The organism is Stieleria neptunia, from assembly GCF_007754155.1.
GTDB lineage: Bacteria > Planctomycetota > Planctomycetia > Pirellulales > Pirellulaceae > Stieleria > Stieleria neptunia.
Genome location: NZ_CP037423.1, coordinates 2,092,679 through 2,114,997, shown reverse-complemented (window position 1 = coordinate 2,114,997; position 22,319 = coordinate 2,092,679). Strand labels below are relative to the sequence as shown.

Annotated in this window: 20 protein-coding genes; 14 read left to right on the top strand and 6 right to left on the bottom strand. The window is 60.8% G+C overall.

Annotated features, from left to right (window positions below):
* Window positions 1–164: 164 nt before the first annotated feature.
* On the top strand, window positions 165–1,421 hold the full coding sequence (locus tag Enr13x_RS07295) for an LL-diaminopimelate aminotransferase (RefSeq protein WP_145385391.1): 1,257 nt from the start codon (window positions 165–167) through the stop codon (window positions 1,419–1,421).
* Between the two features lie 424 nt (window positions 1,422–1,845).
* Here the strand turns inward: Enr13x_RS07295 and lnt are convergent, their stop codons facing one another.
* Window positions 1,846–3,576, bottom strand: coding sequence for an apolipoprotein N-acyltransferase (lnt, locus tag Enr13x_RS07290; protein WP_145385390.1), 1,731 nt, complete (start codon window positions 3,574–3,576; stop codon window positions 1,846–1,848).
* A 144-nt stretch (window positions 3,577–3,720) separates the two neighbouring features.
* On the opposite strand from lnt, the gene Enr13x_RS07285 reads away from it, so the two are divergent.
* Window positions 3,721–5,733 carry a serine/threonine-protein kinase gene (locus tag Enr13x_RS07285; protein WP_145385389.1) on the top strand — a complete coding sequence of 671 codons (2,013 nt, stop codon included), beginning with the start codon at window positions 3,721–3,723 and terminating at the stop codon, window positions 5,731–5,733.
* Between the two features lie 231 nt (window positions 5,734–5,964).
* Here the strand turns inward: Enr13x_RS07285 and Enr13x_RS07280 are convergent, their stop codons facing one another.
* The gene (locus Enr13x_RS07280) at window positions 5,965–7,458 is read right to left on the bottom strand and encodes an SGNH/GDSL hydrolase family protein (protein WP_145385388.1); all 1,494 of its coding nucleotides are present in this window, start codon (window positions 7,456–7,458) and stop codon (window positions 5,965–5,967) included.
* Between the two features lie 46 nt (window positions 7,459–7,504).
* Between Enr13x_RS07280 and Enr13x_RS07275 the strand changes: the two genes are divergently transcribed.
* The 10 genes from Enr13x_RS07275 to Enr13x_RS07225 all read left to right on the top strand — a co-directional run bounded on the left by Enr13x_RS07275 (window position 7,505) and on the right by Enr13x_RS07225 (window position 14,829).
* Window positions 7,505–8,056, top strand: coding sequence for a shikimate kinase (locus Enr13x_RS07275; protein ID WP_145385387.1), 552 nt, complete (start codon window positions 7,505–7,507; stop codon window positions 8,054–8,056).
* A 163-nt stretch (window positions 8,057–8,219) separates the two neighbouring features.
* Window positions 8,220–8,966: a sugar phosphate isomerase/epimerase family protein gene (locus Enr13x_RS07270; protein ID WP_145385386.1), complete on the top strand. Its 747-nt coding sequence runs from the start codon at window positions 8,220–8,222 to the stop codon at window positions 8,964–8,966.
* Between the two features lie 9 nt (window positions 8,967–8,975).
* On the top strand, window positions 8,976–9,860 hold the full coding sequence (locus tag Enr13x_RS07265; protein WP_145385385.1) for an NUDIX hydrolase: 885 nt from the start codon (window positions 8,976–8,978) through the stop codon (window positions 9,858–9,860).
* Window positions 9,861–10,026: 166 nt separating this feature from the next.
* Window positions 10,027–10,356: a thioredoxin gene (trxA, locus tag Enr13x_RS07260; RefSeq protein ID WP_145385384.1), complete on the top strand. Its 330-nt coding sequence runs from the start codon at window positions 10,027–10,029 to the stop codon at window positions 10,354–10,356.
* A 6-nt stretch (window positions 10,357–10,362) separates the two neighbouring features.
* Window positions 10,363–11,157, top strand: coding sequence for a thymidylate synthase (locus Enr13x_RS07255; RefSeq protein WP_145385383.1), 795 nt, complete (start codon window positions 10,363–10,365; stop codon window positions 11,155–11,157).
* A 273-nt stretch (window positions 11,158–11,430) separates the two neighbouring features.
* A complete protein-coding gene (locus tag Enr13x_RS07250; protein WP_145385382.1) occupies window positions 11,431–11,961 on the top strand; it encodes a dihydrofolate reductase in 531 nt (176 codons plus the stop codon).
* Window positions 11,962–12,145: 184 nt separating this feature from the next.
* Window positions 12,146–12,517, top strand: coding sequence for a 30S ribosomal protein S13 (rpsM, locus tag Enr13x_RS07245; protein WP_145392167.1), 372 nt, complete (start codon window positions 12,146–12,148; stop codon window positions 12,515–12,517).
* 157 nt (window positions 12,518–12,674) lie between these two features.
* On the top strand, window positions 12,675–13,058 hold the full coding sequence (gene rpsK / locus Enr13x_RS07240; protein ID WP_095741425.1) for a 30S ribosomal protein S11: 384 nt from the start codon (window positions 12,675–12,677) through the stop codon (window positions 13,056–13,058).
* Between the two features lie 64 nt (window positions 13,059–13,122).
* On the top strand, window positions 13,123–14,112 hold the full coding sequence (locus Enr13x_RS07230; protein ID WP_145385380.1) for a DNA-directed RNA polymerase subunit alpha: 990 nt from the start codon (window positions 13,123–13,125) through the stop codon (window positions 14,110–14,112).
* A 72-nt stretch (window positions 14,113–14,184) separates the two neighbouring features.
* Window positions 14,185–14,829, top strand: a complete 645-nt coding sequence (locus tag Enr13x_RS07225) for a bL17 family ribosomal protein (RefSeq protein ID WP_145385379.1) — start codon at window positions 14,185–14,187, stop codon at window positions 14,827–14,829.
* Window positions 14,830–15,031: 202 nt separating this feature from the next.
* Here Enr13x_RS07225 and pgl read toward each other — a convergent pair whose 3' ends face one another.
* The 4 genes from pgl to Enr13x_RS07205 all read right to left on the bottom strand — a co-directional run bounded on the left by pgl (window position 15,032) and on the right by Enr13x_RS07205 (window position 19,018).
* Entirely contained in the window at window positions 15,032–15,733 is a 702-nt protein-coding gene (pgl, locus tag Enr13x_RS07220) for a 6-phosphogluconolactonase (RefSeq protein ID WP_145385378.1), read from the bottom strand.
* 105 nt (window positions 15,734–15,838) lie between these two features.
* Window positions 15,839–16,645 (bottom strand): WecB/TagA/CpsF family glycosyltransferase, encoded by an 807-nt coding sequence (locus Enr13x_RS07215; protein ID WP_145385377.1) that lies wholly within the window; start codon window positions 16,643–16,645, stop codon window positions 15,839–15,841.
* 37 nt (window positions 16,646–16,682) lie between these two features.
* The gene (locus Enr13x_RS07210; RefSeq protein ID WP_145385376.1) at window positions 16,683–17,693 is read right to left on the bottom strand and encodes a polysaccharide deacetylase family protein; all 1,011 of its coding nucleotides are present in this window, start codon (window positions 17,691–17,693) and stop codon (window positions 16,683–16,685) included.
* Window positions 17,694–17,740: 47 nt separating this feature from the next.
* The gene (locus tag Enr13x_RS07205; RefSeq protein WP_231744143.1) at window positions 17,741–19,018 is read right to left on the bottom strand and encodes a sugar transferase; all 1,278 of its coding nucleotides are present in this window, start codon (window positions 19,016–19,018) and stop codon (window positions 17,741–17,743) included.
* Between the two features lie 409 nt (window positions 19,019–19,427).
* Between Enr13x_RS07205 and Enr13x_RS07200 the strand changes: the two genes are divergently transcribed.
* Both Enr13x_RS07200 and lepA read left to right on the top strand, forming a co-directional pair.
* On the top strand, window positions 19,428–20,063 hold the full coding sequence (locus Enr13x_RS07200; RefSeq protein ID WP_145385375.1) for a class I SAM-dependent methyltransferase: 636 nt from the start codon (window positions 19,428–19,430) through the stop codon (window positions 20,061–20,063).
* 443 nt (window positions 20,064–20,506) lie between these two features.
* On the top strand, window positions 20,507–22,303 hold the full coding sequence (gene lepA / locus Enr13x_RS07195) for a translation elongation factor 4 (RefSeq protein ID WP_145385374.1): 1,797 nt from the start codon (window positions 20,507–20,509) through the stop codon (window positions 22,301–22,303).
* Window positions 22,304–22,319: the final 16 nt, after the last annotated feature.

Below are 22,319 nucleotides of genomic sequence, written 5' to 3'. Positions count from 1 at the left end.
TTGTTTCAGTTGCGACTACATCAGCAAGCCGTGAGGCAGGGTCGGCCGCGTGGCACCAGCGGCGGGGATTTCAACATCTCCACACTCGCGGACATTTGCCCCGCCGTTTATCATCGTGGCCCTCCGTCAGGACCATTTCTTCTTCCATTCCTTTGATCACCGCTATGTCATCTGCCACCGAACCTGAAGTCAAAGATCCGTATTTCCAGTCGTTGTTTGCCGATCGCATTGGCGGGGCGAACTATGGAAAGAGCACCGAGATCTACAAGTTCGAAAAGATCAAACGGGCCAAGCGGAACGCCTTGGCGGCCCATCCCGATCGCCAGTTGCTGGATTTCGGAATCGGCGAAAATGACGCGATGGCCGATGAAGCGGTGCGGCAGGTCATGGCGACGGAAATCAATCAGCCCGAGAACCGCGGCTATGCCGATAACGGCGTGATCGAATACAAACAGGCCGCCGCGCGGTTCATGAAGCGACACTTCGACGTCGATCTGGACCCGGCCACGCAGATCAATCATTGCATCGGCAGCAAACCCGCCTACGCGATGTTGCCGGCGTGTTTCATCAATCCCGGTGACGTGACCCTGATGACCGTGCCGGGCTACCCGGTCGCGGGCACACACACGCGTTATTACGGCGGCGACGTGTTCCGGTTGCCGCTGTTGAAAGAGAACCAATTTCTGCCCGATTTGGATTCGGTTCCCGATGACATCTATCGTCGCGCCAAATTGCTGGTGTTGAACTATCCGAATTCGCCGACGGGGCGGTTGGCGACGCCGGAATTTTTCGAGAAGGTCGTCGCGTTGGCCAAGGAGAAAGAGTTTGTCGTCGTGCATGACGCGGCGCACATCCTGCTGACGTTTGACGGCAAGCCGACCAGTTTCTTGGAAACCCCCGGCGCGATGGACGTCGGCGTCGAAGTCCACTCGATGAGCAAGGGATACGACATGATCGGATGGCGAATGGGATTCGTCGCCGGTCACCCGCGAATCGTCTCGGCGTTTTCGGACGTCAAGGACAACAGTGACAGCGGACAATTCATCGCGACCCAAAAGGCCGCCGCGGCGGCGCTGGACGACGATTCGATTCCGGCGCGGATCAAGGCCAAGTATCAACGGCGGATGGAAAAACTGGTCGCAGTGCTGAAGGAGTGCGGCTTCGATTGCGAAATGCCCGGCGGCACATACTTTCTCTACACGCCCGCCCCCAAGGGAACCGAAAGCGGTGAAACGTTTGACAAGGCCGAAGACGCGACGCGATTCTTGATCGAACAACTCGGTGTCGTCACCGTGCCCTGGGACGACGCCGGATCGTACCTGCGTTTCAGCGTCACCTACGTGGCCGACAGCGAAGCCGACGAAGACGCCTTGATGGCCGAAACCAAACGGCGGCTCAGCGAAGCCAAGTTCACACGCTAACGAGGGTCGCGAGCCCTGTCGCTAACAAGCATCACTCCGTTTGGTGTAAAAGGAGAGCGGCAGCGAACCGAGTATCCCGGAGGGATGCCAGCGAGTAGCCGGAGGTCAGCGCAGCGCCACCTCCGGGAATCACGTCCCACAATCCCCTCGACCCCGGACGGGGTCGCAGCGAATCAATCTGCCGGCGGTGCGGCAGTCTGCGTTCGTAAAGGAGTGGATGGGTGAGCTTGAGCGTGCGAGCTGGCCGGGTCCGAGGGCGCCGACGTCATTTGCTTCGACACCCTTCGGGGTCGCGTCTGACGGGGGACTGGGCGTCCGGAGGTGTCGCTTCGCTCACCTCCGGCTACTGGCTTTGACCCCGTCGGGGTCATGCCGCACACTTTGGCGTCGAAAGTAGTAGCGGTATTGCGCTCGTGCCGCACCGCTAACCCCTTCTGCGCCAATAGTTCGGCCGCAGCAGCGCGGCCAAGAACAGCACCGCGCACACCCGCGCCGGCCAGTCTCCGAGCGTCATCACCAGACTGGTCCGGCTGTCCAGACTCGGCGTGGCAATCACCCATCCGTTGCTGCCTTGCGGTAGCGAGTCGACGACACGGCCGTTGCTGTCGATCCAGACCGTCGGCCCGTTGTTGGCGGCCGACAGGATCGGCCGGCGACAGGCGACGGCGACGAATTGCGCGCATCGTTTGTGATGCTCGATGACGCTGGAATCATCAAACCAGGCGTCATTGGTGACGGTGACAATCGCGTCCGGCAATCCACCTTCGTCAGCGGCGAGTTCACGCAGGTGATTGATCGCGACGCGTTCGACCGCGGTCTCGATACAGATATTGGGGCACAGCGTCGTTTGACCGACCCGAAAGCGTTTGGCGTGCTCGCCGGGCGTTAAACCGAGATTCTTCGGCACCCAGTCGCGAACGATCGGCAGGTGTTTGACCAGCGGAATGTACTCGCCGAACATGACCAAGTGCATCTTTCCGTACCAGTCGCGGACCTGACCGTCCGGCCCGACGTGGACGATCCCGCTATACATCTTCGTCGTCGGCCCGTCGTCGATCACGCCACAACCACCGATGATGTCGGGCTTGATCGCTTGGGGGCCGTTGCCGGCCGCCAACATTGCCTGCAACGATCCCGCGCGAAATTGGAATCGTTTGCGATGCTCGGCGGTCATCGCCTGCTCTTCTTCGCGGCTCAGCCCCAATTCGCGAGCCATCGCACCGTTGCCGTCGCCGGCCATCCAGGGAATCATGCCGGTGAACATCGATTCGGGCCAAACGACCGCATCGATCGTCTCCTCGGTCGATTGGAATGCGCGAATCGACTCCTCCGCGTAAGCATCAAACAACTCCAACTCACGCGATCGGTCTTGATCGTATTCCACCGGTTCGTTGCGGCCGACCAGCGCGATCGTAGTCGTTGCGGGTTGCGTGGCTTGTCGAAGGCGATAGCGGCCATAGAGAAACGTCGCCGAGAGCAGCACGATGGCGGCGACGCAGCATGACAGGACGCTGCCGACCGATGGCGTGAAAGGATTGGCGGCGTCGGACGATCCCGTCGAGCGCCAACGCCATCGCCATGCCGACACGACGGCCACGTTGACGACCACGATCACCAGCGAGACCGCGTAACTGCCACCCAAGTCGGCGATTTGAATCAGGGAGGGGACGTCGGCCAAACTGTGCCCGAGCATGGCCGCTGAAATTCCTGTCAGCATGTAATTGCGAATGCATTCCATGCCGACCCATGCGAGCGGCGCGGCGAAAATCATCGCCAGCCCGAATCGCATCATCCGCCGCAGCACCACCACAAAGGCGACCGGATAGATCGCCAGATAGGCGGCCAACGCGATCCAGCAGGGATAGATCAACGGGTTGGCGAACCGCAGTCCTTGCAAGGTCAGGGCCCAGTAGCCGACCGCGGCCAGGTACAAGACCCCATACTGTCGTCGCGAGATCGTCGTCTGCGCCGCGGCCAGCAGCAGGGGTGCGACGGCGATCGCCGCCAGCGGCCACCACCCCAAGGGAGGCTGGCTCAACCAGGGCACGACCAGCGACGCCATCGAGAGCAACCACCAGGTTCGTCCGACAGGCGGCTTCGCGGGCGACGCGTTCGCGGGCGACTCGGTTTCAGGAGGGGGGGCCGATTGGTTCATGCGCCAGATCCTAGAGAAATGCGCCGGTCAACGGAATTCAGATCTCATGATCGGCGGGCGTCAGACGCCGAAAAAGTGTTAGATTAGAAGGACATGGTCTCTTTGTCCTCGCCCCTTCTCTTTTCCTCGACGCGTCCCTTCAACATGAAGCCACCCGAATACCTCGGCCCCTACCGGATCGGTGAGACCCTTGGCACGGGCGGGATGGGGTCGGTGTTCAAGGCCAAGCACGCCAAATCCGGCCAGGACGTCGCGGTCAAGTTGATCGCCTCGCAAATGTCCGATGAAATGCGTTTTCGGCGTCGGTTTGACACCGAGGTCAAAACGCTCAAGCTGCTCAGCCACCCGAACATCGTCAAACTGATCGGTTTCGGAGAAGAGCACGGCATGCTGTTCTATTCGATGGAGTATGTCGAAGGCGAAACGCTGCAGGAGATGATCCGTCAACAGAAGAAGCTGCCTTGGATGACCGCGTTGGACATCTCCATCCAGGTCTGTGCCGCGCTCAAGCACGCCCACGACTTCGGCGTCACGCACCGGGATCTGAAACCGGCCAACCTGGTGGTGCAGCGCGACGGCACCGTCAAGCTGCTGGACTTCGGGATCAGCAAGATTTTCGGCGAGAACCAGACCGCTGTCGGTTCGATCATGGGCACCGCCGACTACATGGCGCCCGAACAAGCCGACGGAACCGGTGTGACGTCGCGGACGGACCTGTTCGCACTCGGCTGTGTGATGTACGCGATGTTATGTGGCAAGCCGCCGTTTCGCGGCAAGAACATCACCGAAGTCATTTCGGCGTTGCAGCACAAGGATCCGGTGCCGCTGGATTTGATCGATCCCGACTTGCCGGACGACGTCGTCCAAATCGTCGGCGAACTGCTGGAAAAACAGCCCGAGAAACGGCCGCCGACCGCCTTGGCGGTGATGAATCGATTGAAAGCCATGCGTGCCGGCTTGCATCGGATGCAGACCTTGTCCGATCGAACCGGCGACAAGCCAGAACCCCCCTCCGGCGCAGGCACCAAGCACCAATCCGCCGACGAACCTGCATCGGACAAACCGGACGCGGGGCGACCGACTTCGAATCGCTCGGGGCCGGAATTTGACACCACCGGGCCGGAGAAACCCAACGGCGGCAAGCAGACCCGAGTCCAGTCCGGCAAGACGCGTCCGGAAGACACCGTGCCCTTTTGGGACATCGGTGACGGCAACCAGACCTCGGTCGCCAACGTGGATCCCTCGGCGCGGACGGTCCACACCGATGGCCACAGTGGCAAACGCGGAACCGTGCTCAGCACCGCCGTCACCGCGCCGCTGGGCGACGATCGATCGGCGGACGATTCGACGTCCGATCCGGATGCCCCGAGCAACCTCGACACGTCCGTCGGCTTGAGCGGAAAGACTCACTTCCAAACCGTTTCTGACGGCGAGGTCCGCGAAGGATTTTTCGTCACCCCCAAAACCAAGACGGAGCACCCGGCGCTGCGGATCGTTTCGATCGCCGCGCTTTCGTTGATCCTGCTCTCAGGCGTCGTCTTCCTGGTCGTGTCCACCCGCGGACCGACGGCCGAGGAATTGCTCGCCAAGATCGAGACCCCGGACGATTCCGTGCAATCGTTCCAGATCCAAGACGAGATGGAACGATTCCTCAAACTGTTTCCGGATCATCCCAAAGCGGACGAAATTCGGCAGCGAGAGAAGATCTATCGCGTCGAAGCGGCCGTGCGACGATTGAAGCTGAAAGCCAAGTTGCGAACCAGCGAAGGACCGCTGTACGAAACAACGTTTCTCGAAGCGATGGCACTCCGGCAAAGCAATCCGCTCGCGGCGCGGGAAAAACTGCGGCAATGGATCGCGGTCTTCGGTGATGCCGACGACGATGAAGGCGAGCCCGCGCGGTTGGCCCGGCTCGCCGAATTCGAAATCGCCCGACTTACCGACGTGCAGTCCGAAACGGATGGCACACCGGGTGACCCGAAGTTGGTGGAACTGATGCAGCGGATCGACAACGCCGAGCAGTTGCCGGCCGAGCAACGCAGGGCATTGCTCGAAGGCATCGTGACGCTTTACGAAGGTCAACCCTGGGCAAGTCAGGCACGCCAACGGGCGATGGACCTGCTGCATGACCCTCCGCAGGACGACCCGTCGCAGTGAGCGCTGGTGGCATGCACCGCGCGGTTTGCAATCGTGACACCCCAGCGGGAAGCGTAAGCGAGCGGCGCCGCGATTGAACGATTTGAACACGCCGCTCGCTTACCGGCCCGTTGATTCAAGTGGGACGTGCTGAATCAATGGTGAGCCGCTGGCCGTCAGGCCTCGGGCGGGCGCCAGGATGCCCGGCCGCTTACGCGCCCGCGGCTCACAAACTCAACACGCCGTGACGCTTCACTTCGCCTGCACGTTCTTCCCGTCCTCCGACAACTTGCCCGCACGGCCGGCGGCCCAGTTCCGCAAACCTTCCAATCGTTGCTTGCCGCGGGCGAAATAGGTTTCATCGAGTGATGCGAGATGCTGCGTCGCGCGTTCCCGATAGGACGCGTCGGCTGATGCAGTCGGCTGGATCTGAAACCGCTGCATCAAGGAATCGGAGACGGCCAACGCGATGTCTTGATGCCCGGCAATCGTCGGATGAACGTGATCGACGAAACGCTGCGGATCTTCGATCCCATCGGGAATCGGTCTCAACTGAGAATCGGTTCGATCGAACAATTGATCACACCGAATCGGACGAAGCCGATGACGCTCGGCCAGCTGCAGGATCGTTTGCAGAATCGGTGTCGTCGCCCGCAGCGGACAGACGTCATGGTCGCGCGCGGCGTACAGGTGCTCCCTGGCTTGCCTGGCACGACCGTGCTTCCAATGCAGCATGCCGGCCAAGTAGTGGATTCCGGCATGCTCGGGATCGATTTCCAAGCACGCCTTGCAGGCCGCGAGGCGGCGATCGACGGCCAGGCGGTTGTCCTCTGCGATCGCCATGTGCCGCTGAAAGTCGTCCATCGCCGCTTGATCCAGATCCGCCACTTGCACCTTCAACGGCGGCGTGTTGACCACGTCGCTCGTCGGCACGCAAACCAACAGCGGGACGGCGGCGGCGTCGCACATGCCGATCATACGTTCCAGCGTGACGCGAAAGTGGTTCACCACGCCACGCCGCCATGGTTCATCGCGGACGTAGCGGGCCATCCCGTCGACAAAGTCCAAACGTGTTTGGAGTTCCGCCGACAAGTCCTGGCGATGGCCGGCTGGGGGACGCAAGCGCCGGCGGATCGATCGGACCAAACGGGAGTGCTGCGCCAGCCGTTGCAGCGGGTTGCTTTCCCATTGGATCGTGCGGTAGCTGCGTTCTTCCAGATATTCGTTGTGCCCGGTGTACAGCACGATCGCGTCGGGCTGGTAGCGGAGGACTTCTTCCAACAGGATCGCGATTCGATAGCTGGCGTAGGAGACGCCGCCGCAGTTGACGACTTCGTAGACATGGGAGGGATCCTGGGCTTCCAATCGCAACTGCATCCATTTCGCGAATGCCGTTTCGGTTTCGTAGGGACGGCCCTGGACGGTGGACCCGCCGAGCACGAAGATGCGTCGAGCGTTTTCCTGTTTGTCGGCGGCAAACGAGGCCGGACGAAAAAAGTTGAGCCTCGATTCCGGGATCTCCAGACGGGTGGAATCCGGCGACAGGACGAACAACGGCGACTGGCCGGCGGCGTCAAAAATCGGATCGCTGGCAAGGTCCCGTGGATCGACGCGGTCCGTCGCCCGCAGGTAGAGTTCGGCGGCGATGAAGGGCAACAGGGCGATCGCCAAACAGGCCAATCGGAACGCCCACACGCGTCGCGTCGGTAGCTTCGGCGACGGTGCATCGGGGCGGCGGCGAGACACGGATCGACCAAACAAACCAAGTCCGGTGGAACAAACGAAGGTGACGATGACTACGGATCGAATTTACTTGACCGGCTACCGCGGCACCGGAAAAACCACGGTGGGGAAATTAATTTCTGCCGAACTGGCGACCGAGTGTGTCGATTTGGATCACGTCATCGAGCAGGCGGCCGGAAAAACGATTCGCGAGATCTTTGCCGCTGGAGGCGAGGACTTGTTCCGCGATTGGGAATCGCGCTGCCTCGCTCAGGTGGCCGCCGATCGATCGCAGGGACGCGTCATTTCGCTCGGCGGGGGAGCCATCTTGCGTGAGCAGAATCGTGACGTCATTCGGCAAACCGGGGTCTGCATCTGGTTGACGGCCAGCCCCGACGTGATCGCACGGCGTCTTGCGGACGACCAGACGACCGGGCAACGTCGCCCGGCGCTGACGGAATTGTCGCCGGTGGAAGAGATCCGTGAATTGCTTGCACGCCGCGAACCGCTGTATCGCCAGTCGGCCGATTTGATCCTGGCCAGCGACGCCAAGTCCCCCCAGCAATTGGCCCGCGACGCGGTGCACTGGTTGGACCAGCATGGGGGACAGAGTTCCATGTAGCGGGACGAAAGTGCGATTCGACGCATTAGCCGGTAAACCGGTCTTTTGCCCAGATCCCCAAACTCGGTACGCTTACCTAAAACCATTCGTGGCGGCAGCTTGCACTCGATCGCCCGCCGTCATGCGACCAGAATTCTAGACGTTGAATTGAAAGGATACTCCCGTGTTGATCGCCGCTTCTACTGAATGCTTTCCCGGTCTCGAATTGCTCGCCGCGATCGAACTTGCTTCCGACTTGGACTTCACCGCCATCGAGATTGCGTTGCACGAAACGGGGAACGTCAAACCGAGTGAATTGCTGGAGGACATGGATCGCTCCATCCAAATGCTCCGCCACACGCACCGACTGGACATCTCGGGCTACAGCGTGCAATTGGCGTCCACCGGCGCCGAACACTACCAACAGTTCGCCAAACTGTGTTGGTTGGCCAAGACGACCAAGGTGGTCACGATCACCATTCCATCGGCCGAACAGGGCACCCCCTTCAACGAGGAGGTCGAACACCTGCAGAAACTGGTCGAGATCGGCGAGGCCGAAGGGGTTCGGGTCAGCGTCAAAAGCCAACTCGGCTGCTTGAGCGAAGACCCGGACACGTTGATGGTGCTGTGCAACAACGTCGACGGATTGGGAATCACCTTGGACCCGAGCGTTTACATCACCGGTTCGGCCAAGGGAAAGAGCCTGGACCACATTTTAAAGTTTGTGTGCAACGTGCATCTTCGCGACACACGCCCCGACGCGTTCCAGGTCAGCGTCGGCCAGGGGGAAGTCGACTACGGAAAACTGATCACCCAGCTTGAACGCGAGAAATACGATCGCGCGTTGACGGTCAACATGACACCGATGGAAGGCTTGGATCATCGGGTGGAATTGCGAAAGCTGCGTCGATTACTTGAGACCCTGGTTTAGGGGCTTGTGGTGTCCGCCAAGGATCGTGCCGCCAGAGATCGTGCCGCCGGGCAGCTGTTTGCCGCCGAATCCATCCAGACGTTTGGCCGGGCGGTCGCTGATGTGCTGGCCGAGCGGGACGGCCGCGACGTCGGCAGGCTGGCAAGACGCCGACTCCTGAAGGGTTCGTTCGACGTCTCGCATGCGCGTGGCGGTTCGCCGCTGGCGCCGCGTTTGTCGTACGGTCGCCATCGGGGGCCCGCCCGAATGGGGTCACGCCAGGCGGCGGTCGTGATTGTGGTTTACCCCCATCGGCAAACCGGACGGTTGTGCGTGACGCTGACCCGCCGCCCCAAGGCGCTCTCGCACCACGGCGGCCAAGTCTGTCTGCCGGGCGGGCAAATCGAGTCCGGCGAATCATCCCTGCAGGCGGCGCTGCGGGAATACCACGAGGAACTCGGTCTGCCGGCAGAGGTGATCGAGGTGGTGGGGTGCTTGTCACCGATATACGTGTTTGCCAGCGACAATCTGGTCGAAACACAGATTGTCACCGCCCAAAGCCCCACCGCGGATTGGCGTCCCGATCCGATCGAGGTCGACGAAGTGATCGAGATGCCAGTGGATTGCCTGTTGCACCTGGGGGAATCCGACGCACCACGTTCGGCCCCCCACTGCACACTGATCGATCAAAAAAAGCAGCGGATCGGTAAGACACAGGGCACCGGCGAGGTATTCCAGTACAGTTTCGGACACCGCGCGATCGAATTTGACGATTGCCAGGGGCGTCGACGCGACGTCTGGGGCGCAACCGCGATGTTGCTGGGCGAATTTGCCGACATCGTCTCGCGTGCCGCCGCGCAATCGATGCGCGGGGGCGGTCGAGCCATGACGGCCGACGCCAAAACGAAGAGTTGAACGAAACATAGGTGGCCGCCTGAGCGCCACATCGGTCGGGCGAAGCGAAATTCTCGCTTTGGCTAACTTGGCCGACCACCACCAGCTTCCTACAATTCGCACTCGAGCATCGGCGGATCACCGCCGGCCTCTACGTTTCCCTGTTGCTATCCCGAGGACCACAGCCATGGCTTCAGACGCCGTGAAAGAATTTACCGACGACAACTTTGATGCCGAAGTCCTTCAAGCCGATGGCGCGGTGCTCGTTGATTTTTGGGCACCGTGGTGTGGCCCCTGCCGTGCGATCGCTCCGATGATCGACCAGCTGGCCGAGGAAAACGGCAAGGCAAAGATCGGCAAACTGAACATCGACGATGCCCCCGGTGTCGCGCAAAAGTTCGGCATCACCGGAATCCCGACCTTGTTGCTGTTCAAAAACGGCGAAGTCGAGCACAGTTTCCGAGGCGGCAACACGACCAAAGCCGCGCTTCAGGAAGCGATCGACGCGTCGGTCTAAAACGAGATGCTCCAGTACCTCCGCCTGCTCGAAGACATCCTGGAATCCGGCTCCGATCGGGGCGACCGGACCGGCGTCGGCACCCGCAGCCTGTTCGGCCGCCAGCTGCGATTCGACTTGTCCGACGGATTCCCGTTGTTGACCACCAAGAAACTGCACCTTCGCTCGATCATTTACGAGTTGTTGTGGTTTCTGCGTGGGGACACCAACATCGCCTGGCTGAACGAGAACGGCGTGAAGATCTGGGACGAGTGGGCCGACGAGAACGGCGACTTGGGGCCTGTCTACGGCCACCAGTGGCGATCCTGGCCGACCCCGGACGGGCAAACGATCGACCAGATCGCCTGGGTCGAAAAGGAAATTCGCACCAACCCGCTTTCGCGCCGGCTGATCGTCTCGGCCTGGAACGTCAGCGAGGTCGGCGCGATGGCCTTGCCCCCCTGCCACACGCTGTTTCAGTTCTACGTTTCCGATGGCCGGCTTTCCTGCCAGCTTTATCAACGCAGTGCCGACGTGTTCCTGGGCGTCCCCTTCAACATCGCCAGCTACGCGCTGTTGACGATGATGATGGCCAGCGTGACCGGACTGAAACCCGGCGCGTTCGTGCACACCTTCGGCGACGTACACCTGTACCAAAATCACTTCGAGCAAGCCCGCCAGCAGCTTTCCAGGGAACCCAAGCCGTTGCCGGAGCTGGTGATCGGCCGCGTGCCCGAATCGATCGATGGGTTTGTGTTCGAAGATTTCGAGATCGTCAATTACCAGCCCCACCCGCACATCAAGGCCCCCGTTGCGGTCTGATCGCAGTGTCGAATCGCAGTGTCGAATCGCAGTGTCTGATCGCAGTGCAGCAGCAGAAAGTGGTGCCGTACCTCTACTTGCACGGGCCAGAGTGTTGGTGTGCAGGCTTTAGCCGCCTAGCTTAGGACGACCGGTTTTTCGAGTACGACGGCCCTTCCGGGCCGTCGTCCGCTGGACTCCCGACGACGACCTGGAAAGCACGTCGTACAACGGTACCTGCCCCCCTTTCCGCTCGACCGACGCCAACCGAGAAAACAAAGTTGCCCCATCACCATGCCCGAAACCAGCACGCCCGCAACCAGTGACCCCGTCATCACCGCCGTTGTGGCGATGACCCCCAGCGGGGTGATCGGACGGGACGGGACGATGCCGTGGCGGCTGCGTCAGGACTTGCAGCGGTTCAAGAAGATGACGATGGGCGGCGTGTTGGTGATGGGGCGCAAGACCTTTGATTCGATCGGGCGGGCACTGCCTGGCCGTCGAACGATCGTGGTTTCCCGCCAACCGGGCCTGTCGTATGACGGTGTCGAGGTCGCGTCGTCGCCCGATGCCGCCCTGCAGATGGGTGGCCAGTCAGCGATCTATGTGGTCGGCGGGGCAGAAATCTATCGCCAACTGATCGACCGCTGCGACCAGATTTATTTAACACGCGTGCTCTCCGGCGTTCGCGGCGACACCGAATTGGAGCTGGACGTGTCAGAATTCCGCACGATGGAGCAGTTTCGGGTCCCGGCAGGGCCGGCCGACGCGGTGCCGACGGAGTTTTTTCGGATGGTCCGTCATCGCCGGAGCGAAAATTCCTGAAAAGGCTCGAAAGTGGCCATTGAGCAAAAAGGGGACCAGTCGCTATAGTCCGGGATTCTTGGCCAGCACTTTTTCTGACTTTCTGCGGTCGCGTCCCCTCACCGGGGCGTCTCCAACCGCAAGGTGCTGTGTCTTCATAGTTTTAGCACGATGATTTTGTAGGAGCCTCGCCATGCCCCGTTTGTTGGGCGTCGACATCCCGAACGACAAACAGATCCAGTATTCGTTGACCTATCTCTACGGCGTTGGCCTCCACACGGCCCGCGAAGCCTGTGAGAAGCTCGGCGTGGACCCGACGCGCGCCGCGAGCGAGCTCGGGGAAGATGAACTGGGTCAAATCGCAGCCTTGCTGGAACGTGAATACACGGTCGAAGGTCCCCTGCGTCGCCAAACGACTCAGAACATCAGCCGGCTGCGCGAGATCAAGTCGTACCGTGGAATGCGGCACCGAATGGGATTGCCGGTTCGCGGACAACGCACCAAAACCAACTCGCGGACCCGCAAAGGGCCCAAGAAGACGGTCGCCGGCAAGAAAGGCGTCAAGGATCTTCGCTAAACGTCTGGTGGTTCGCTCGGCGGTTTGTAAGCCGAGCGTCCCCGACGTCCCAAGACATATTTTCGTATGGTCCAAAACAGCTTCGGCGTCATCGACGCGTCGCGCTTTGGCCTCCCACCAGTTCGACATTAACCGTTTGAAGTTTTAGGACTTTGCAGTGGCAAAGAGCAACAAAAAGAAACGAGTACGGCGGAACGTGACCAACGGCATCGCCCATGTTCACGCGACGTTCAACAACACGACGGTGACCATCACCGACGTCAAAGGCGACACGCTGTGCTGGGCAAGTGCCGGAACCAGCGGTTTCAAAGGCAGCCGAAAGAGCACCCCGTTCGCCGGCCAGTGTGCCGCCCAACAAGCCGCCGAAAAGGCGTCGAAGTTCGGCATGCGAGACGTCGAAGTTCGCGTCAAGGGCCCCGGATCGGGACGTGAAAGTGCAATCACCGCACTGCAGGCCGCCGGACTGAAGGTCAAATTGATCGAAGACGTCACGCCGATCCCGCACAACGGATGCCGACCGCGGAAAAAGCGTCGCGTCTAAGTAGATCGGACTCTCGTCTACTCTTTACCCCGCATTTGCACACCCAAGCGACAGGATCACAACCATGCATATCCGTTGGCGTGGAATGGAACTTCCCAGCAATCTGGAAGTCGACCGCGATTCCCTCTCCCAAACGTACGGCAAGTTCATCGCCGAACCGTTCGAACGTGGCTTCGGCACCAGCGTCGGCAACAGCCTGCGACGCGTCCTGCTGAGCAGCCTGATGGGGAGCGCCGTCACGCAGATCAAAATCCGTGGCGCCCAGCATGAGTTCACCAACATCCCCGGCGTCTTGGAAGACGTGACCGAAATCGTCCTGAACGTCAAAAGCTTGGTGGTCCGCAACCACAGCGAAGCGACGCGGGTGATCACGATCGAAAGCGACAAAGCCGGTGAACTGCGTGCCGGTGACATCGAAACCGATTCCGATGTCGAAATCATCAACAAAGACCTGGTGCTGGCCACGCTGACCGAAGACACGCCGTTCATGATGGAAATGGTCGTCGAAAACGGTCGCGGTTATGTGCCCGCCACCGAGCACAGCAGCGCCGATCACGAAATCGGGATCATCCCCGTCGACGCCGTGTACAGCCCCATCACCCGTGTTCGATACGAAGTCGAAGAAACACGCGTCGGGCAAAAAACCAACTACGACAAGCTGAACCTGGAAATCTGGACCGACGGCAGCGTCAACCCCGAACTGGCACTCGTCGAGTCGGCAAAGATCCTTCGCAAGCACCTCAACCCGTTCGTCCAATATCGCGAACTCGGACCGAGCATCTTCTCGGCCGCCCGCGGTGGCGCCGGATCGCCCGAAGCGCAACTGGAAGCCAAGCTGAACATGACGCTCGCCGATCTGCGTCTGTCCGTGCGGGCCAACAACTGCCTGGAAAGTGAAAACATTCAAACGGTCCGCGATCTCGTTCAACGCAACGAAGACCAACTGTTGGAAGTCCGGAACTTCGGTGACACCACACTGAACGAAGTCCGCGAAAAATTAGCCCAGTACGGATTGCACCTCGGCATGCGAGTGCCGGCGCAACCCATGTTCTAGCGGACGCCTCACCGCAGATCCGCCAGAAACCCCCTTCGCACAAATACACCCCCAACCCGATCCGAATACGTCATGCGACACCGACGACGTGGCCGCACGCTGGGACGCAGTCCCAGCCACCGAAAGGCCCTGCTGAAAAACCTTGCCAGCGCTCTGTTTCTGACCGAGCGTGATGCCGAACTCGACGACAACGCTCCCAAAGTTGCCGGTCGAATCACCACCACGCTGCCCAAAGCCAAAGAAGTGCGGTCGCTGGTCGAAAAGTGCATCACCATCGCCAAGAAATCGCTCCCGCACGCCGAAGAAGCGGCCAAGTACGCTTGCGACGCCGACCGCGGCAGTGACGAGTACAAGACATGGCGGAAAAGCGAAGACTGGCAGAAATGGGCCGCGGCCCGCGCCCCTGTCGTCGCCGCACAGCGACGCGTCGTTCAGTTGATCGGCGACAAGCAAGCCACGGCCATCCTGTTTGACACCATCGCCGAACGCTACGTCGATCGCGATGGCGGCTACACCCGTGTCGTGCGTCTGGCCATCCCGCGGCTGGGCGATGCCGGCACCCGGGCCATCCTGGAACTGGTCGGTAAGAACGATCGCGTCTCGCGAAAAGCCGAACGGCCGTCGTTCGCCGATGACAGCGATAGCGGTGAAAACGATGCCGAAACATCGCCGGAACCCGTCGCCGCAGCCGCTGATTCAGACGACGAACAGTCCTGAGCCCCGCGGTAGTGGGCTGTCGGTTTAGTCGATTTCCCAATCAACGCGTCGGCACCAGGGCGACGCGTTAGCGAGGGGCGACACGCGGCCCCTTGCTCACACACGCGGGCTTAGAACGACAGCCCGCGAGCCGTGGGCTTCACCGTGAAAGACCGGAGGGCTCGCGCCCTGCCGCTAACAAAAACTTTCTGGTTGGCATTACCTATGCCCCGCACGCCGCGGCATCGACGAACCAACGCGTCGGCTTGACACGCTGCGACGGATAGCGATTCGTATCGGTGTCACCTGAGAGGACCTGCTGCAGGGCCTGCTGTTTCGCTTTGCCGGCGGTCATCATCCAAATGTTTCGCGCCGATTCAATCGCCGGGAACGACAGCGTGTACCGAAACGCGTCAAACTTCGGCACCCAGTTCTCGACGAACCAGCGGTTCTGTTCGCCCAGCGCCAGGGTCTCGGGGAACAGCGACGCGGTGTGGGCATCGTCGCCCATGCCCAACAGCATCAGATCCCAAGCCGGAAACGGCTCGTCGAAGTGATCACGAAGCGTCTGCTCATACCGCGCCGCTGCTTTGGCCGGCGAATCAACATCCACCGGCACGGCATGAATGTTTGCCGCCGGGATGTCAACTTTGCTGAGCAGTGCGGTCTGGACCATACGGAAATTGCTGTCGGCATGATCGTGGGGCACATTGCGTTCGTCGCCCCAAAACCAATGGATTTGATCCCAGGGAAGCTGGCGTTCGCTCAGCATTTCATAGACGCGGCGCGGGGTGGAGCCGCCCGAGAGAGAAACACGAAAAACGCCATTCTGCTCGACCGTTTGCGCGGCCAAATCACAAAAGGAATCGGTCACGGCCTGTTGCAACGAGGCGACATCGCTGAAGGGATCAAAGGGATAATTCATGGTCAGCAGGGGTAATCGTAATCGGGCTTCTGGTGCCTGCTGATTCTATCAACCGATGAGCGCAAGCCCACGGGCCCTGGTGCGTTTTCATGGACGTTGGCCGCTTCAGCCGAACAGAACGTCACGCTGCGGCGGCCGCCCTGGATCTTGATGACGATGCATCAGACCAAGCTTTTGCAGGGCGAGTCGCACCAGGAACGCCGGGTTGGTCGTCAGATAGCGTTTGAACAATCGTTTCGGCTCGTGTGCCAATCGAAACAGCCACTCCAATCCGTGGCGCTGCATCCACGGGGGCGCCTGGGCGAGCATGCCGGCATGGAAGGCGAACGCGGCACCGACGGCGATCAGCGGCATGTCCAGGCGATCGCGCATTTCGTAGGCGAACACTTCTTGCCTGGGGCAGCCGAGTCCCACGAAACAGATCCCGGCACCGCTGGAATGGATCTCCTCGGCCAGCTCGTCGCGTTCGCGTTGCGACAGCGTCCGAAAACGACTGCTCCGCGTGCCGGCGATCCGCAGCGATGGAAACCGCCGGCACAGCGTGTCGGAAAACCGCGACAAGACCTCCTCGGTCGACCCGAACAGAAACACCGGAACGGACTGTTGCGCGGCCGCCCGGCAAATCTCCAGCGTCAAATCGGGGCCGTACACCCGGTCGGCCAGTTGGCAGCCGTGCAGCAGGTTCAGCGCCCAACGAACCGGTTGGCCGTCGGGACAGACCAGATCAAATTGATTGAGCCGATATTGATGTTCGGGATCGGTGACCCCCGTCATCACACCGTGCACGGCCAGCGCCGTAACCGACATCGGTTGTCGGCCAATGGCCGCATCGATCACCCTGGCAACGGCCGATTCATAATCGATCGCGTTGACGCCGATGCCGAGAACGTTTCGTTTTCCGAGGTCGATCAATTTGATTCAGGGGTTCGAAAAAGGTGTCCGACACCTTTTAGTGAGGATAGGGGCTTTGGAGGGCTTGCGTCGCGTGTGGCTGGGATACCTTGGCTTGGGTGTCGAGTGATCGCACTTGCTGGATCATGGTTTGCACGTGGAAGGTTTGAGCGTAGCGTCGCAGCGCCCAGCGGACGAGCTTTAGTTTTTCTGCCCGCGGCATCTTCATTCCGGGGAAATAGGCCATGTCGGGATCGTCTTCGCATCCCAGAACATCGGGTGGATGCAGCAGCAAGGAAGGCGTCGTGCCGGTCCATCGACACAGCCGCAGCGCGTTGCTCAGGTAGGTTTTGGCTGCCAGCGTCGAAACGCCGGCCAGGAACAGGAAGTAACTGAAGTGAATGGGCGTGCGGGTCAACGGCATCACCGTCACCGGAATCTCCCACAACCGGCCTCCTTCGACAGGTCGACGGAACGGGCGATTCGGATTCCGCATCGCGGCGAATCCGCCATAAAGTTGCTTGGCCTTTTCTTTTTGCTCCCCCTTGAGCTTGGTTCGGGCCAGGAAGACGGCTCGGGCGATCGGTGCGACCGACGTCGGAAAGACGGACGCATCGTAGGCATAGTCCAGCTGCGCCAACACGCCGAGGACTTCAGCGGGACACGAAAACCCCGGCCCACGAAACCCCCGTGGCTGCACGCCGAGCGCGGATGCGATGGCCTGATGCGTCCCCGCGATTTCCGCGAAAATTTCCTCGCGATCCATGGTGTGCATCCACGGCAAATGATTCATCGAGTGATTGGCGAACTCGACGGATTGCAACGCTTTGAAGGAATCGATCGCTGCGGTGTCACGCGGGCAGCGCAGGTCGCGGCCGACGACAAACACGGTCAACGGCAAATCGAGTTCACCGAGCAGCTCCACCATCCGCTCGGCGGCAATCGGCAAGTAGCTGGATGCCGATTCCCAGTCTTGGCGACCGGCCGCGCGAAGGTACGCCCACTTGTTGTCGAAGTCGACCGACAGGCTGGCCGGGGCGCGTTCGTTCTTTTCAACGGATGCGTTCATGCGTGTCCTCGGTCCGGACGCACCATCGCGCCGCGTTACCGAACGTGCTACTCACCCCCGCGTCCGGTCAATGGCACCAGAGCGGTGCGAGCGATCAGCCGCAGGTCGCGCCACAGATCGTTGCGGTCGACGTACTGCAAGTCCATCCGCATCCAGTCGTCGAACGTTTCCGCCGCGGCCTTGTTGACTTGCCAGTAACACGTCATGCCGGGCGGCACGTCCAAACGGCGGCGTTGCCAGTGATTGCAGGCGCGACTTTCATGCCAGGGCAAGGGCCGCGGTCCGACCAGCGACATGTCGCCACGCAGCACGTTGATGAACTGGGGCAACTCGTCGATACAAGTCTTTCTCAACAGGTGCCCGATCGGCGTGACGCGGGGATCATGCTTGATCTTGAACGCCGGCCCGTCACGGTGGCTTTTCTGACGCAGCGCCGACTGTTTGCTTTCGGCGTCCACCACCATCGTTCGCATTTTGTAGATCGTGAAAGGCTTTCCCCCCATCCCCTCGCGGGTCTGCTTGAAGAACGCCGGTCCGGGGCTGGTCAGTTTGACGGCCACGGCCGCAGCGACCAACACCGGGCTGACCAGGACCAGACCGATCGAAGCCCCGGCGAGATCGATGGCACGCTTGGTCAAACGTTTCGCCAGCGGCCGATCGCTGAGCAGGGCTTCGCGGGTCACAGAGACACTGCTCGCTACCTTGTGCGCCGCACCGGGCGTCGCCGCGTCCTCGTCCCGAGAGCTGATCTCAGCGGATCGTCCCCGCTCGGGCGAGAAGGTAGATTCAGGCGAGAAGGCCGGACGCTGCTGGACGGCCAGACCGAGTGCGTCGCCTGAGCTGCGATCGACGCGCAGCCAGCTGGATTCCGGGGCATCATCACGGCGTCGTTTGCCGCCGCCGGTGGGCAGGTCGACATCGCGATCGGGGTCAAAGCCTTCGGGATCATGCACGCGTAATGAAAGCGTCGCATCGATCTTCCGCGTCTCGCACAAGCCGGCAAGTCGATCCAAGACGCTTCGTCCGCCCATTTCGGGTGTGTCGACCAGCAACACGGCGAAGCGATTGTTCCCCAGATCCGCCTTTTGGTCGGTCAGGCGAACGTTGCGATGCAAGGTCCGAATCAATGCACGCCGACGTGATTGCAGTTGCCGCCCGCCCGCCACGTCGATCGTGACAATGCAAAACGGAATCGACCGTCGCGTCGCACGGATGCGTTCGCGCGACACCTCCCGGTTGAATTCCGTTCGTGTCAGCAGCAGCGAATCACCATCCCGAAGGACGGAGTTTCGTGACTGCAAGCGGTTGATCAGCGCGGCTAGCACAGCAGGGTCCAAGCTCGTGTCACAACGCCCTCCTCCATGAGCGGCGATGTTGTCGAAAACGTGTTATCGGCGACGCTCATCCCGGGGCGTCTTGGTCCAGGTTGTCTACTCTTGGTTGATTCAGTCGATCGAGCGAACGAGGCGCAATCCCCTTCGTCGGCCTAGGCTAGTTATCCCGTGAAATCGGTCTAGGCGGTTTTCCGCCAACGATCGTTGTAGTCCATGAACCAGCGAAAATGGTGACTGTTACACGGATTTTTACGGCAGGGTAATTTCTGTAACCTTATGCAACGCGTAAAGTCACGTAGGTTTACACTCAAAACGCAATTTTTCCGCGCGAGGAGACAAGTTGTACACCCCCCAGCAGCCCGGCCAGTCGCCCCTGCCCCGAACGCTCGAACCGGAGCCCATGGATGACGAATCGGAGGTTCAGGAATACCAGCAAATGGATCACGACGGCGTCAACGGTGCCTTTGTCGACGACCTGATCGCCGGGGGCTCGGTCGGCCCCAAAGTCGTGGATCTGGGCTGTGGGACGGCTGCCATCCCCGTTTTGCTGTGCCAGCGACTCGGTGAAATCGAAGTCCTGGGAGTGGATTGTTCCGTCGAAATGTTGGAAGCCGCCCGAATCGAGATCGAACTCGGCTCGGTGACCGGACGGGTGTTCTTGGAACACGCCGATTGCAAGCTGCTGGACGGATTTCAAGACGCTGCAGCCGACACCGTGATTTCCAACACGATGCTGCACCACGTCGCTGAACCGGAGCGGGTGATGGCCCAGGCGATCCGCATCCTGACGCCAGGTGGACGTTTGTTTCTACGTGACCTGGCCCGACCAGCCAGCGAAGCCGATGTCGAGGGGTTGGTCGACCGGCACGCCGCCGGGGAGTCGGACTACGGCCGGCAATTGCTGCGACAATCCCTGCACGCGGCGTTGACCGTCGACGAAGTGGTGGACATCCTGGCTGCTCTCAGTGTCCCCCCCGAAGCGATCCGCATGACCAGCGATCGACATTGGACGCTCGATTGGATCAAGCCGAACTGATGCCTGGGCCGCTGCCGGACCGCAGGTAGCGGAACTCGCCACTGGCCGATCGCTTGAATCGATGCTCCCCTCGCCGCGCTCGACCCTCCTGCACAGAGGTCGTGCAGTTTTTAAGTCGTTGAAACTAATGGGTTTTCGTCACTCTCCCCCTGGGAGAGTCGAGCGTAGCGAGGAGAGGGTTTGCGCTGTTGCTGGGGGTCGCCCATCAAGAGTGGAGTGAACGCCGCGATTCACCGTTCGACCTCCCCTCGCTTCGCTCGACCCTCCTGCCAGGAGGGTGACTTTCAAACTGCACGACCTCCACACGAGAGGATTGCTTAATCTGCCGGTCCGATGTCGGCGTGTCCCAGCCGCACATCGAATCCCTGTTGGTGGTCGCCCGGATCCACTAGGATCTAACGCGTGAACGTTACTCTCGCTTCTTTGTCGCAAGACCCCGGCGCATGAAACAAATTCGGAACTTCTGCATCATCGCCCATATCGATCATGGAAAGTCGACCTTGGCCGACCGCCTGATTCAGGCTTGTGGCGGCGTCACCCAGCGTGAGTTCCACGACCAGATGCTGGACTCGATGGAGATCGAGCGGGAACGTGGCATCACGATCAAGAGCAACACGATCACGCTTGCCTACACCGCGCCGGACGGTCAGGCGTACCAGCTGAACCTGATCGACACCCCCGGCCACGTGGATTTCTCCCATGAGGTGCGGCGATCGCTGATGGCCTGCGAGGGGGCATTGATGGTCGTCGATGCGTCACAGGGCGTGGAGGCGCAAACGGTCGCCAACCTCTACCTGGCCATGGAATACGATCTGGAACTGCTGCCGGTGATCAACAAGATCGATCTGCCGGCGGCGGACGTCGACCGCGTCCGCGAGGAGATCGACGCCGACCTGGGACTCGATCCGTTTGCCGCGATCCCGGTGTCGGCCAAGACCGGCCAAGGCATCGAGGACGTCTTGGCGGGCATCGTCGAGCATCTGCCGCCGCCCCAGGGTGACCCCGACGCGGCGCTCAAAGCGTTGGTCTTTGACGCCCATTTTGACAAGTACCGCGGCGTCATCTTGCAAGCCCGCGTGATGGACGGGACGTTGAAATCGGGGCAGACGATTCACTTCATGCACGGCGGTCGCGATTACAAAGTCGATGAACTGGGCTACAACCAGTTCAAACTGAATCCCCGCAAACAACTTTCCGCCGGCGAAGTCGGCTACATCGTCGCCGGCGTGAAAAGTGTTCAAGACATCGAGATCGGCGACACCATCACCCTGCTCGATCAACCCGCGAGCGAACCCATTCCGGGATACCAACCCGCCAAACCCGTCGTCTTTTCATCGGTCTATCCGATGAGCACCGACGAGTACCAGGATTTGACCAAAGCGCTCGACAAACTGGCCATCAACGATGCCGCGCTGACCTTCGAGAAAGACTCCTCAGCCGCACTCGGGTTCGGATTCCGATGCGGCTTTCTCGGGCTGCTTCATCTGGATGTGATCCAAGAGCGTTTGCAGCGTGAATTCGACATCGGTCTGGTCATCTCGGCGCCTTCGGTCAAGTACAACCTGACGTTGAAAGACGGATCGACCATCGACGTCGACAATCCGTCCTATTGGCCCGACCCGACCCACATCGACTCGGCAACCGAACCGTACATCAAGGCCTCGATCTTGACGCCCGAAGAGTTCGTGGGGCCGGTGATGGAACTGTGCCGAGAACATCGCTCGGAAAGCCAGACGATGAACTATCTGTCGGCGGGCCGAATCGAAGTGTCCAGCGAGATGCCCCTCGGTGAGGTCTTGTTCGATTTCTACGGCAAACTCAAGATGATCACGCGGGGCTACGGATCGTTTGACTACGAACAGATCGAGTATCGAAAGACCGATGTCGTGAAAGTCGATATCCTGGTCAACAAAGAACCGATCGACGCGCTGGCGTACCTGGTGCACCGCGACAAGGCGCGGGCGCGTGCCCTGCATTATTGCGAGCAGCTTGCCGAAGCGATCCCACGCCACCAATTCAAAATCCCCATCCAAGGCGCGATCGGCGGCACCATCATCGCCCGAGCGACGATCCAGCCCTATCGAAAAGACGTGACCGCCAAACTGTACGGCGGCGACGTGACTCGCAAAAAGAAACTGCTCGAAAAGCAAAAGAAGGGCAAGGCGAAGATGAAGCAATTCGGCAGCGTCAACATCCCCCAAAAAGCCTTCGTCTCGGTGCTTCGAGCGGACAAGGATTGAATCGTACCCAGGACTC